Origin of the sequence: Pseudomonas sp. M30-35 (assembly GCF_002163625.1) — a bacterium.
In the GTDB taxonomy this organism is placed as follows: domain Bacteria; phylum Pseudomonadota; class Gammaproteobacteria; order Pseudomonadales; family Pseudomonadaceae; genus Aquipseudomonas.
In genome coordinates this window covers 1,886,326-1,898,573 of record NZ_CP020892.1, presented here as the reverse complement: position 1 = coordinate 1,898,573, position 12,248 = coordinate 1,886,326, and the positions used below count along the sequence as shown (strand labels likewise).

10 protein-coding genes are annotated in these 12,248 nt (G+C 55.4%); 5 read left to right on the top strand and 5 right to left on the bottom strand.

Annotated elements, in window-relative coordinates:
- Positions 1-17: 17 nt before the first annotated feature.
- Positions 18-1,505, bottom strand: a complete 1,488-nt coding sequence (gene pap, locus B9K09_RS08850; RefSeq protein ID WP_087516462.1) for a polyphosphate:AMP phosphotransferase — start codon at positions 1,503-1,505, stop codon at positions 18-20.
- Positions 1,506-1,649: 144 nt separating this feature from the next.
- Here pap and mnmC point away from each other — a divergent pair, with 144 nt between their 5' ends.
- Complete coding sequence (mnmC, locus tag B9K09_RS08845; RefSeq protein ID WP_087516461.1) at positions 1,650-3,665, top strand: bifunctional tRNA (5-methylaminomethyl-2-thiouridine)(34)-methyltransferase MnmD/FAD-dependent 5-carboxymethylaminomethyl-2-thiouridine(34) oxidoreductase MnmC; 2,016 nt, start codon at positions 1,650-1,652, stop codon at positions 3,663-3,665.
- A 127-nt stretch (positions 3,666-3,792) separates the two neighbouring features.
- Here mnmC and B9K09_RS08840 read toward each other — a convergent pair whose 3' ends face one another.
- Positions 3,793-4,266, bottom strand: a complete 474-nt coding sequence (locus B9K09_RS08840) for a MarR family winged helix-turn-helix transcriptional regulator (RefSeq protein ID WP_087516460.1) — start codon at positions 4,264-4,266, stop codon at positions 3,793-3,795.
- A gap of 112 nt (positions 4,267-4,378) precedes the next feature.
- Here B9K09_RS08840 and B9K09_RS08835 point away from each other — a divergent pair, with 112 nt between their 5' ends.
- From B9K09_RS08835 to B9K09_RS08820, 4 genes are all read left to right on the top strand, one after another.
- Entirely contained in the window at positions 4,379-6,148 is a 1,770-nt protein-coding gene (locus tag B9K09_RS08835; RefSeq protein ID WP_087516459.1) for an N-acetylglutaminylglutamine amidotransferase, read from the top strand.
- 158 nt (positions 6,149-6,306) lie between these two features.
- Entirely contained in the window at positions 6,307-8,046 is a 1,740-nt protein-coding gene (ngg, locus tag B9K09_RS08830; protein WP_087516458.1) for an N-acetylglutaminylglutamine synthetase, read from the top strand.
- Between the two features lie 73 nt (positions 8,047-8,119).
- Complete coding sequence (locus B9K09_RS08825) at positions 8,120-9,313, top strand: osmoprotectant NAGGN system M42 family peptidase (RefSeq protein WP_087516457.1); 1,194 nt, start codon at positions 8,120-8,122, stop codon at positions 9,311-9,313.
- A gap of 311 nt (positions 9,314-9,624) precedes the next feature.
- Entirely contained in the window at positions 9,625-9,876 is a 252-nt protein-coding gene (locus tag B9K09_RS08820; RefSeq protein ID WP_087516456.1) for a YheU family protein, read from the top strand.
- 1 nt (position 9,877) lies between these two features.
- Here the strand turns inward: B9K09_RS08820 and B9K09_RS08815 are convergent, their stop codons facing one another.
- The 3 genes from B9K09_RS08815 to B9K09_RS08805 all read right to left on the bottom strand — a co-directional run bounded on the left by B9K09_RS08815 (position 9,878) and on the right by B9K09_RS08805 (position 12,063).
- Positions 9,878-10,210 carry a YnfA family protein gene (locus tag B9K09_RS08815; protein WP_087516455.1) on the bottom strand — a complete coding sequence of 111 codons (333 nt, stop codon included), beginning with the start codon at positions 10,208-10,210 and terminating at the stop codon, positions 9,878-9,880.
- Positions 10,211-10,224: 14 nt separating this feature from the next.
- Positions 10,225-10,653 (bottom strand): hypothetical protein, encoded by a 429-nt coding sequence (locus tag B9K09_RS08810; RefSeq protein ID WP_087516454.1) that lies wholly within the window; start codon positions 10,651-10,653, stop codon positions 10,225-10,227.
- A 228-nt stretch (positions 10,654-10,881) separates the two neighbouring features.
- Positions 10,882-12,063, bottom strand: a complete 1,182-nt coding sequence (locus tag B9K09_RS08805; protein ID WP_087516453.1) for a CynX/NimT family MFS transporter — start codon at positions 12,061-12,063, stop codon at positions 10,882-10,884.
- Positions 12,064-12,248 lie beyond the last annotated feature (185 nt).

The window sequence follows — 12,248 nt, the reverse complement described above, 5'->3', positions numbered from 1 at the left end:
CATGCATAAACCGCCGCTCAATTCTTAGCAAATGCCGCCTCAATGGCTTCATTGATAGTGCGTATCACCTTAACCCGGGCAAAGTGTTTGCTATTGGCTTCAACCAAGGTCCAAGGCGCTATTGAGGTGCTGGTGCGATCGACCATGTCACCGACTGCGTCACGATACTGCGGCCACTTCTCACGATTGCGCCAGTCATCTTCGGTGATTTTAAAACGCTTGAACGGGACTTTCTCTCGCGCTTTAAAACGCTCTAGCTGGGTGTCCTGATCAATCGCTAGCCAAAACTTGACGACGACTGCACCGGCATCGGTCAACTGCTCTTCAAAGTCATTGATCTCACCATATGCACGCAACCAATCAGTTGGCGAAGCATAGCCTTCCACCCGCTCAACCAGCACCCTGCCATACCACGAACGGTCGAAAATACTGAACTTGCCGCGTGCCGGGATATGTCGCCAGAATCGCCACAAGTAGGGTTGCGCCAGTTCTTCATCAGTCGGCGCAGCAATTGGAATGATCCGGTATTGGCGCGGGTCCATTGCCGCAGCTACGCGGCGGATGGCTCCCCCTTTACCCGCCGCGTCATTGCCCTCAAATACCGCGACCACCGAGTGCTTACGCATCCGTTTGTCACGCATCAAGCCGGACAAGCGCGCCTGCTCCATCGCCAACTGTTCTTTGTAGTCGTCTTTTTCCAGCGCCTGAGTCATGTCCAGACTATCGAGCAAACCATTGCCTTCAAGCGAAGCAATCAACGGCGCGGTATGGGGCTGGGCCGCTGGGCGAACTTTAGATTTGAGTGCTGCCTGCAAGCCTTCCAGCAGGATTCGGCCAACGGTGAGGTTGCGATAGTTTTCATCGACCCCTTCAACCACATACCAAGGTGCATAATCACGACTGCTGCGGCGCAGAACACGCTCGCCGTAACGGACAAACTTGTCATAGGTTTTCGACTGCTGCCAATCCAACGGGCTAATGCGCCAGCTATGCAGCGGGTCGTCCTTGAGGGTTTTCAGGCGCGCATTCATTTGTTCCTTGGACAGGTGAAACCAAAACTTGAAAATCAGCGTACCTTCATCGCAAAGCATGCGCTCAAGGCCTTCAGCGCTATCAATAGCTTGGTCCAAGGCGGCATTTTTCAAACGCCCGTGGACCCTTGCCTGAAGCATTTGGCTGTACCAGTTGCCAAACATCACGCCAATCCGCCCCTTCGCAGGCAGCTGACGCCAAAAGCGCCAAGCCGGTGGTCGCGCCAGCTCTTCATCGGTTTGCTGATCAAAGGTACTGACCTCAATCAGCCGTGGGTCCATCCACTCGTTGAGCAGCTTAACGGTCTCGCCCTTACCTGCGCCTTCGATGCCATTAATCAGAATAATTACCGAGAAGCGCTTTTGCTGCTGCAGCTCATATTGAGCTTCCAGCAGTGCCTCCCGCAGCGCCGGTTCGGCATCATCAAAGGTTTCCTTGTCGATCGTGCGACCAATCTCTGCGGACTCGAACATGTACATCTCCCTGAACTGATTGCTTCAGCCTAGCGGATTACACCCATTGTTGTCGCAAAGCTTTGCGGTTTTGAAGAGGGTCGCGGGCAATATTCGACGCCCAGATTCGGCTAGAATGCACCCCTGATTTCCCGAGCGAAGACCATGACCGAGCGAGCGCAACAAACCGCCCAGCATCAGCACGCGCAACTTGACTGGGATGACCAGGGCCGCCCGCTTTCTTCAGTGTTTGATGATGTGTATTTCTCACCTCAGCAAGGCATTGCAGAAACCCGCCACGTGTTTTTGCACAATAACGACCTTACCCAGCGCTTTAGCGAGCTTGCCGAGCATCAACAACTGACCATCGCTGAAACCGGGTTTGGTACCGGGCTGAATTTTTTCTGCGCCTGGCAACTGTTTGAACAACATGCCACGGCCAGCGCGCGCTTGCATTTTGTCAGTGTCGAAAAGTATCCGTTGAGCCGTGACGACCTGCAGCGCGCATTAAGCCTGTGGCCTGAGCTGGCACGCTTTAGTCAGGCCTTGCTGGCGCAATATGTAGCGATTCACCCTGGTTTTCAGCGGTTGCAGTTTGCTGCTGGACGCGTGACCCTCGACTTACTGATCGGCGATGCCAGCCAGATGTTCAGCCAGTTGGACGCCTGTGTAGATGCCTGGTTTCTCGACGGATTCGCACCGGCTAAAAACCCGGAAATGTGGTCTGCGCAGTTGTTCGCCGAAATCACCCGGCTATCTATACCCGGTGCAACGCTTGGCTCTTTCACCAGTGCAGGTGATGTGCGCCGAGCGCTGAAAGAAGCAGGTTTCAAAATCAAACGAGTGCCCGGCATTGGCGGTAAATGGCATGTACTCAAAGGCCAGTTTATTGGGCTGCCTGAGCAGCCTGCTGCGCCCCTGAGCCGGCAATCCATTAGCCCGGTAAAGCCATGGTTTGCCCGGCCAGCATTTAATCCCTCAAGCCGTCATGCGATGGTTATTGGTGCAGGCCTTGCCGGTTGCGCCACTGCCGCCAGCCTCGCGGCTCGTGGATGGCAGGTAAGCTTGCTGGAGCGCCATTCAGCTATCGCGCAAGAAGCATCAGGTAATCCTCAAGGCGTGTTGTACCTCAAGTTATCAGCCCATGGCACCGCTCTATCGCGCTTGATCGTCAGCGGTTTTGGCTACACCCGGCGACTGCTTGAGCGCCTGGAGAAAGGCCAGGACTGGAGTGACTGCGGCGTATTGCAACTGGCGTTCAATGCTCAGGAGCACAAGCGGCAAAGCAAGTTGGCCGAGGCATTTGCCCATGGCCTGCTGCAACAAGTCGACCAACCCACCGCCGAGCAATTAGCTGGCATTCAATTGCCGGCCGGCGGCTTGTTTTATCCAGAAGCGGGCTGGGTTCACCCGCCTGCGTTATGCGAGTTGCTCAGTCGTCAGCCGAACGTAACCCTGCTCAGCCAGCACAACGCGCTGCAACTTGTACGGGAAGGCGAACAGTGGCAAGCCTGGGATGGGGAAAAGTTGCTGGCCAGCGCCGAAGTTGTGGTGCTGGCCGGTGCCGCGGAGATTAAAAGCTTTGCATACAGCGCAGAACTGCCACTTAAGCGTATCCGTGGGCAAATCAGCAGCTTAAAGCAGACGACCGCAAGCAGTGTATTAACCACGGTTGTCTGCGCTCAAGGTTACGTCGCCCCTGCTCGCCTGCATGAACACACGCTTGGCGCCAGCTTCGACTTTGATAGCGATGACTTAAGCCTTAACAGCGCAGACCACATCGGTAACTTGCAGATGCTGGAGGAAATTTCGTCCGATCTGAGCAGCCGTCTGAATGTCGCCAAGCAAGATCCGCAAACCCTCGCCGGACGTGCTGCATTTCGCTGCACCAGCCCAGATTACTTGCCGATTGTTGGCCCGCTGGCTGACCAACAGGCATTTCTCGACAGTTATCAGGCGCTGAGCAAAAACGCGAAGCAAATCCCGGATATTCAATGCCCATGGCTGGATGGTTTGTATATCAATAGCGGCCATGGTTCACGGGGCCTGATTACCGCTCCCCTGTCAGGCGAGCTGATCGCTGCTTGGCTTAACGCTGAACCATTGCCAGTGCCGCGTGATGTTGCGGAAGGTTGTCACCCGAATCGCTTTGTATTGCGCAAGTTAATCCGCAATTTGTAGCGCCTGGTGGCTGGTGGACAAGCTTCGCGTTGTCACATCCTACGCGGCGGTAGGGTGGACGACGCTTTTTCCGTCCACCATTGGTGGCTAGGCCGAACTTGATGGACAAGCTTTGCGTTGTCACACCCTACTCGTCATCGTCACAGAACTCGGCGGCGCGCAATAACGCGGCGGTCAGGTTGTGTCGCTCCCACTCGGGAATCGCTGCCAGACGCTGGTTGAACTCGGGCGGCAACAGCGACGGTGCGCGCTTCAGGAGTTCGCGGCCTTCATCACTGATCAACAACCACTGACGGCGACGATCCTGATCATCACGCTGACGCTGCAACAAGCCTCGCTCTTCCAAGCGATCGAGTAAGCCTGACAATGTTGCGGCGGTGAGACTCACTCGCCCGCTCAAATCACTCGCGGTTATCCGCGATTCTTTTTCCAATACTTGCAGAACCATCAACTGCATCGGTGTCAAACCACCGAAGCGGCTCAAGCGCTTGGCATGCACTTCTCCGGCCTGCTGCAAGCGTCGCAAGGCTTGAAAAACAGGCATCTCGAACGCGACAACGGATGACAATTTGATTTCAGCTGAAACTTTTTTATCTGCCATTTATCTATCTACTTGCTGCCATAAACTTTGACATGAAAGCATTTTTTTGTTTTGGTGTAAAAGGTTAGGCAATGCCAACACCACTCCCCAACGGCAATACCGGTAAGGATATATGTGCGGAATAGCAGGTGAACTACGCTTTGATAATCGACCAGCCGATTTAGCTGCAGTCGAACGAATTACCCATCATCTGGCCCCTCGCGGCCCCGATGCCCATGGCTTCCACAGCCAAGGCCCTATCGCCCTCGGCCACCGCCGACTAAAAATCATGGACCTCGCCGAGGCCTCAGGCCAGCCGATGATCGACAGTGATCTGGGCTTGTCCATGGTCTTTAATGGCGCCATCTATAACTACCCAGAATTACGTGCAGAACTCGAAGCACTGGGTTATCGCTTTTTCTCAGGCGGTGACACCGAAGTGCTGCTCAAGGGCTATCACGCCTGGGGCAAAGACATGCTGCCCAAACTCAACGGCATGTTTGCCTTTGCTGTTTGGGAGCGCGACAGCCAAGAGCTGTTCATCGCCCGTGACCGCCTCGGCGTTAAACCGCTGTATATGTCGCGTACTGGCCAACGTCTACGCTTTGCATCGAGCTTGCCTGCTCTGCTTAAAGGCGGCGATATCGGCAAAACTCTCGACCCGATTGCGCTCAATCACTACCTCAACTTCCATGCGGTAGTACCTGCGCCACGGACCATTCTGGCTGGCGTCGAAAAACTGCCAGCGGCGAGCTGGATGCGCATTGATGCCAACGGTAAGTGCGAACAGCAAAGCTGGTGGAAGCTGGACTTTGGCCCGCGAGCCGACGAGCAGAACTACACATTTGAAGACTGGCGTGACCGTGTCCTTGACGGCATGCGTGAAGCGGTTTCGATTCGTCAGCGGGCGGCGGTCGACGTTGGCGTACTGCTCTCGGGAGGCGTTGATTCGAGCATGCTGGTAGGTCTTCTACGTGAAGCAGGCGTGGAAAACCTTTCGACCTTTTCGATTGGCTTTCAAGATGCCGGTGGCGAACGCGGCGATGAGTTCCAGTATTCGGACCTGATTGCCGAGCGCTTCAACACCAATCACCACCAACTGCGCATCGGCGAGAACGAAATTCTTGATCAGTTGCCAGCGGCGTTCCGTGCGATGAGCGAGCCGATGGTCAGTCATGACTGCATTGCTTTTTATCTACTCTCGCGTGAAGTCGCCAAACACTGCAAAGTGGTGCAAAGCGGCCAAGGCGCTGATGAATTGTTTGCCGGTTATCACTGGTATCCATTGGTTGATGGCGCTGATGACCCTTTCGCGGCCTATCGCAAAGCCTTCTTCGACCGTGAACACGATGAGTATGCGGCTTGCGTACAGCCTGCCTGGTTGACCGATGACCACGCCGGTGAATTTGTCCGCGAACACTTCGCGCAGCCGGGTGCCAACGCAGCTGTCGACAAAGCCCTGCGCCTCGACAGCACAGTGATGCTGGTTGATGACCCGGTCAAGCGAGTGGATAACATGACCATGGCCTGGGGCTTAGAGGCACGCACTCCGTTCCTCGACTATCGTTTGGCTGAGCTGTCGGCACGTGTGCCTGGACGCTTCAAGCTGCCTGACGGCGGCAAATACGTGCTCAAGGAAGCTGCGCGCAAGGTCATCCCTGCCGAGGTCATTGACCGTAAAAAGGGTTATTTCCCGGTTCCCGGTCTTAAACACCTTGAAGGCGCAACACTCGGCTGGGTACGTGACCTGCTTACCGACCCGAGCCAGGACCGTGGCGTGTTCAACCCGGCCATGCTGGATAAATTGTTAAGCAACCCAGACGGCCAGTTGACGCCATTACGCGGCTCGAAACTCTGGCAAATGGCCGCGCTCAATTTATGGCTCAGCGAACAGGGCCTGTAAATCGTGGTCAATACTTAGTTGCAGCAGCCTCTTGCGGATACAGGCTGCCCCACGTCAACCCGACCGTTTTTGGAACCGCTGAAAAACTGTCGGGTTGACGCATATTTTAATAACCCGGATTCGATCCGGGCGATACGCCTAGCAAAGGAACAGTTCCAATGCGAGCCAATGTCTACAATCAGCGACTTCTTCGCGGCCAAGCCCCCACCTACGAACGCCTGCAAGCACGATTCGCCGAAGACCGCGAAACTCAACCCAGCGAGCCTGTGGCGGTACATTGCGGCTGGGGCCGACTGCTAATTGGCCATACCTTCCCCGATGCGGCCGCACTGGCCGACGAGCTGGTTACCGAAGAGCCCGGCGAACGTGATATCGCGCTTTACGTTGCCGCCCCTCATCAAGTGCTTGCGCACGCCCCGCAGCAACTGTTTCTCGACCCATCCGACACCTTGCGTATCTGGTTCACCGACTATCGCCCTGCCCGTCGCGGCTTTCGTGGCTACAACATCCGTCGTGCGCAAAGTGATGAAGACTGGCAAGCCATCAACTGTCTCTACCAGTTGCACGGTATGCAACCGATTAATCCCGAAAAACTGACCCCATACGAACAAGGTGGCCCGACCTACTGGCTGGCTGAAGATCAGGACAGTGGCTCGGTTATTGGCAGCGTCATGGGCCTTAACCATTCACGGGCCTATCGTGACCCGGAAAACGGCAGCAGCTTGTGGTGCTTGGCGGTTGACCCACATTGTTCGCGCCCTGGCGTGGGCGAAGTGCTGGTGCGCCACTTGATCGAACACTCAATGAGTCGCGGCCTGAGCCACCTTGACTTGTCAGTGCTGCATGACAACAAACAGGCCAAGCGCCTGTACGCCAAACTTGGGTTTCGCGAGTTACAGACCTTCAGCATCAAGCGCAAAAACGGCATCAACCAAACATTGTTCATCGGCCCCGGTCCAGAAAGTAAAATGAACCCTTACGCGCGGATCATCATCGATGAAGCCATGCGCCGCGGCATTGAGGTTAACGTTGATGACGCTGAGGCCGGACTTTTCACGCTCAACCACGGTGGACGTCGCATTCGTTGCCGTGAGTCTCTCACGGACCTGACCAGTGCCGTAAGCATGACGCTGTGCCAGGACAAACGCTTGACTCACCGCACTCTCAGCCGCGCAGGCTTGAGTGTGCCCGCGCAGCGACTCGCCGGTAACGCGGAAGAAAACGCAGCGTTTCTCGCCACTCACCAACGCGTAGTCGTCAAGCCCGTAGACGGCGAACAAGGCCAAGGCGTGGCCGTCGATTTGCGCAGCCCGTCTGAGGTTCACGACGCCATAGAACGAGCCAAACCATTCGATGAGCGAGTGCTACTGGAAAGCTTCCACGAAGGCTTTGACCTGCGCATTGTGGTGATTGGTTTTGAAGTGGTTGCCGCCGCGATTCGTTGTCCCGCTGAGATCATCGGTGACGGCCTACACAGCATTGGCGACTTGATTGACTCACAAAGCCGTCGCCGCCAAGCCGCCACCGATGGTGAAAGCAAAATCCCCAAGGACGCAGAGACCCTGCGCACCCTGCAAGCCGCCGGTCTTGATTACGAGAGTGTCTTGCCTACTGGCAAAAAGATGTTCGTTCGTAAAACCGCCAACCTGCATACCGGCGGCAGCCTCGAAGACGTGACCGCCATCCTCCACCCGGTGCTCGCAGATGCCGCGGTCAAAGCTGCACGCGCGCTCGATATCCCCGTGGTCGGGCTGGACCTTATGGTGCCAGCAGCTGACCAACCCGAATACGTATTCATTGAAGCCAACGAACGCGCAGGGCTAGCCAATCACGAACCCCAGCCCACTGCCGAACGCTTTATCGACTTGTTATTTCCACTGAGTCGCGGCGTCAACTAAGCCATCAATACCGAGCGCTGGCGTGTAATAACCCGCCAGCGTTCGAGACTCTTTCACTTGCCAGGAGGCCTCTATGCAACCACTTCCAGAGCCGGATCTTGAATACCTGCAGAAAGTACTGCTCGAGATGCTTGCCATCCCCAGCCCGACAGGCTTTACCGACACCATTGTGCGTTACGTCGCCGAGCGTCTTAGCGACCTGGGCATTCCCTTTGAGATGACCCGTCGCGGCACTATTCGCGCGACCCTCAAAGGCAAGCGCTACAGCCCGGACCGGGCCATATCGGCGCACCTGGACACTATTGGTGCAATCGTTCGTGCGGTGCAAGATAACGGTCGCTTAAGTTTGGCGCCTATCGGCCACTGGTCAAGCCGGTTTGCTGAAGGCAGCCGCGTCAGCGTATTTACTGATCACGGCGTTTTGCGTGGCAGTGTGTTGCCATTGCTCGCTTCGGGGCATGCCTTCAACACTGCAATCGATGAGTTGCCGGTTAGCTGGGATCACATTGAGTTGCGCTTGGATGCAATTACCACCACCCGCGCCGACAGCGAGTGCCTGGGCGTATCGGTCGGTGATTTTGTCGCCTTCGACCCGCTGCCAGAATTCACCGAAAGCGGCCACATCAGCGCCCGTCACCTTGACGATAAAGCCGGTGTTGCCGCCCTGCTCGCCTCCTTGAAGGCCATCGTTGATAGCGGTATAGAGCCACCGATTGACTGTCACCCGCTATTCACCATCACTGAAGAAGTGGGTTCTGGTGCAGCCGGCGCATTGCCTTGGGATGTCAGCGAATTTGTAGGCATCGACATCGCCCCTGTTGCGCCCGGCCAGCAGTCCAACGAGCATGCCGTCAGCGTCGCGCTACATGACTCCGGTGGCCCGTATGATTACCACCTGTCGCGCCAACTGCTGCGTCTTGCCAGCGAGAACGATATTCCGGTTCGCCGCGATCTGTTTCGCTACTACCACAGCGATGCGCAGTCTGCCGTAACCGCCGGTCACGATATCCGCACCGCACTGCTCGCGTTCGGTTGCGATGCAACCCACGGTTATGAACGCACCCATATTGACAGCCTTGCTGCGCTAACCAGGCTGATCAGTGCTTATCTGCTCAGCCCACCGGTCTTCGCCAGCGATGCCCAGCCTGCTGAAGGCTCGCTTGAACGCTTCAGCCATCAACTGGAACATGACGCACAAATGGAAAGCGAAACACGCGTGCCTTGCGTTGACAGCCTGCTCAACACATTGGATAGCAAAGAAAAGTAACGACCAGGCCATGGCCCAGACTGACGCGGCCTGGGTCATGGTGCATCAAGCGCAACTTTGGTGGTCATTTGGTGGTCAGCGGCGAGCGCAACAGTTAGCATCGCCACTGCATAGCTATGGAACCTCTGAAAAATGTAGCGAGCGACGGGAGTACAAGGCAAAAAAATGCGAAAAAGCGACCGAGGTCGCGCTCGACTTTACGTGTTGTAAATGAGCATTTTGAGCAGTTTTTTAACGCAGCAAGGGCTGCCCCTGTAATACCTAGCGCAGTAGTTTTTCAGAGGTTCCCCAATCACTGATGGAGCGCTCAAGTGTTAATCCCTGCCACTATGCTGCAAGCCGAGACGCTGACCTTGCTGATCGAGGACTTCGTCACCCGTGACGGCACTGACAATGGCGACGAGACGCCGCTTGAAACGCGCGTGCTGCGCGTGCGCCGGGCACTTGATAAAGGCGAAGCGGTGATCATCTTCGACCCTGAAAGTGAACAGTGCCAGCTGGCCATGAAGCGTGATGTGCCCAAGGAGTGGCTCAGCGATCTGGAAGACTCGCTTGAGGGCTAGCTCAAGAGCTGGAAAAGCGCGGCCCCAGCAATATCACCAGCGCCCCTGCGATACATAGCGCTGCGCCTAACCAATCACTCAGCAATGGGCGGCTTTTCTCAATCACGCTCAGCCACAGCAGCGAAGCAACAATATAAACCCCGCCATAAGCTGCATATGCGCGCCCCGCATAACTGGCTTCTATTCGAGTCAGTAACAACGCAAATAACACTAAACTGGCCAGGCCCGGCAGAACCCACAGCGCACTTTTATCCAGACGAAGCCACATCCAGAATGCATAGCAACCTGCGATCTCAAATAACGCAGCTGCAAAAAACCACAGGTAATTCAGCATTCAATCGCCTCGCTTTACTTACGCCCGCCACCTTCACGCTCCCAGGCGCAGCGTACGCGCAAGTCGCCCTCCTGCGGGCTATGAAAGTCACCATCGGACTCCCAGCGAAAAGTATGCGTGCCATTTAATTCAGTCTCGAGATGGACCACAGCACTGACCCAATACAAACGCTTAAGCAGGGTCTCGAACTGCTCAATCCACAGGTTCCACTCGTACTCAACCGACTTATAACTCGCGCCGAAGTGAATCACCTGTGTTTGGTAAACACCCTCACTCGGTGCCTGGCAACAGGAAAACATTTCACGCCCCAACAACGGCCAGCAATCACCCGCAGGTAATTCACCCAATACCTGCCGATTTATTTGCCGACGCAAGCGGCTTTCGAGCGCGCTATCTGACGGCCAGTCACGGATACAGCCATAAACAATCGACTCAGACTCCACACCGCCACTCCACAAAATCCAGGCTGCCTTCTATCACAGGCCGTAGAGCGTAGCAACGCGCAGCGTGCCCACCGCCCATGTAAATATCCAAACATACCCGACCGCAAATGGTGAATAAAAAAGTGCCATCCCCGTAGGGTGCGACAACGCGAAGCTTGTCCACCAAGCCTCACGTAAATATCCAAATATTTGCAACGGCAAATGGTGGATGGAAAAGCGTCTTCCGCCCTACTGGGACATGACTGGACTTGATCGCTGAGCACCGTGGCGCAAGAAACCGGCCAATACAGTCATCAACAAAGCCATGCCCATCATCATTGCAAAGGGCAACAAGTATGAGTCGGAAAAATCGCGCATAAAGCCCGTGATAACCGGCATCAAACTACCGAAGCTGTACCCCATGAACAACATCATTGCCGTCCACCGGCTGACGTCCAGCGGCGAATCCGTTTCATACAGCGGCAACACCAACGACAACGCAAACGAGCCGCTGAGTGCAAAACCCAGAGCGACCGCCCAGACCTCAGGCAAAAGTCGCGGCATAAAGGTAATCATCGCCAAACACAGTGCAGACGTAGCTGCGCACAGCATCAACAAGACATAGCGGTTATTAAAACGCTGAGCCAACCAAGGCAATAGAAACGCGCTGGGTAATCCCATCAACATGATGATGCCAAACAAGTTATTACTGTGCAGCAGGCTGAAGCCCGCTTCGTGATAACGGGCAACAGTCCAGGTTGCGATGGCATAGAACAAACCAGCCTGCAGCGCAAAAAAGCTGCTGATAAGCCAAGCGCGAGGTTTGCGCCATGGTAAACCCGCAGGTTGCTCAGTAGCCTGCGCAGGCGTGTTCAGATTGGGCACGAACAGCCACAAAAACACTCCAACTATTCCCAGTAACGCCCATACGGCTAAGCCGCGCGACCAGTTGTCACCGAACAGTTGTGTAGCAGGTACGGTCAACACAGCACCTGCAGCACCGCCAATCGCCATGCTCAACGAATACCACGCGACCACCTTGCCTACATGGCCGATAAAATGACGTTTGATAAAACCGGACAATAGCGGCCCGGCAATCGCAATTGCAGCGCCCATCACAACAGCGCTGCCAATCAGAATGGCTGTCGAATCACCGATCAAACGGGTCGATAAAGCCCCTGTGATGAGGACCAAACACAGAGTAATTGTGCGTTCCAAGCCCAGACTTAGCGCAATACGCGGCGCAAACGGCGCCAACAACCCCATACATAGAACCGGTAGCGCTGTGGTCAGGCTAATCAAACTGCGGCTCAGCGAAAGCTCTTCGGCAATTCGCTCAATCAGCGGAGCAAGCGAGGTAATACCAGGGCGTAGATTTATTGCCGCAATGATTAGAGCAATCAGCAGCAAGGTCTTTGATACAGGCTTCACAGAGCGTCCAGTGTCTTCAAAGTTAGGCTAGCAAGCCACCCTAACCGTCGCACCATCATTGGGCAAGCTTCAGCAACATAGAACTGACTAAATAGTCAGTTTCTCTGAAACTCGTTGCCATTATAGAAAACACTGGGCTTGGAAGAATCGGGCAAGAAGATGATGTAACATACGTAGGTTAGAAA

What these genes read in the sequence shown, in the direction of transcription:
- pap (WP_087516462.1), bottom strand. Translation starts at nt 1,505, where the DNA reads ATGTTCGAGTCCGCAGAGATTGGTCGCACGATCGACAAGGAAACCTTT.
- mnmC (WP_087516461.1), top strand. Translation starts at nt 1,650, where the DNA reads ATGACCGAGCGAGCGCAACAAACCGCCCAGCATCAGCACGCGCAACTT.
- B9K09_RS08840 (WP_087516460.1), bottom strand. Translation starts at nt 4,266, where the DNA reads ATGGCAGATAAAAAAGTTTCAGCTGAAATCAAATTGTCATCCGTTGTC.
- B9K09_RS08835 (WP_087516459.1), top strand. Translation starts at nt 4,379, where the DNA reads ATGTGCGGAATAGCAGGTGAACTACGCTTTGATAATCGACCAGCCGAT.
- ngg (WP_087516458.1), top strand. Translation starts at nt 6,307, where the DNA reads ATGCGAGCCAATGTCTACAATCAGCGACTTCTTCGCGGCCAAGCCCCC.
- B9K09_RS08825 (WP_087516457.1), top strand. Translation starts at nt 8,120, where the DNA reads ATGCAACCACTTCCAGAGCCGGATCTTGAATACCTGCAGAAAGTACTG.
- B9K09_RS08815 (WP_087516455.1), bottom strand. Translation starts at nt 10,210, where the DNA reads ATGCTGAATTACCTGTGGTTTTTTGCAGCTGCGTTATTTGAGATCGCA.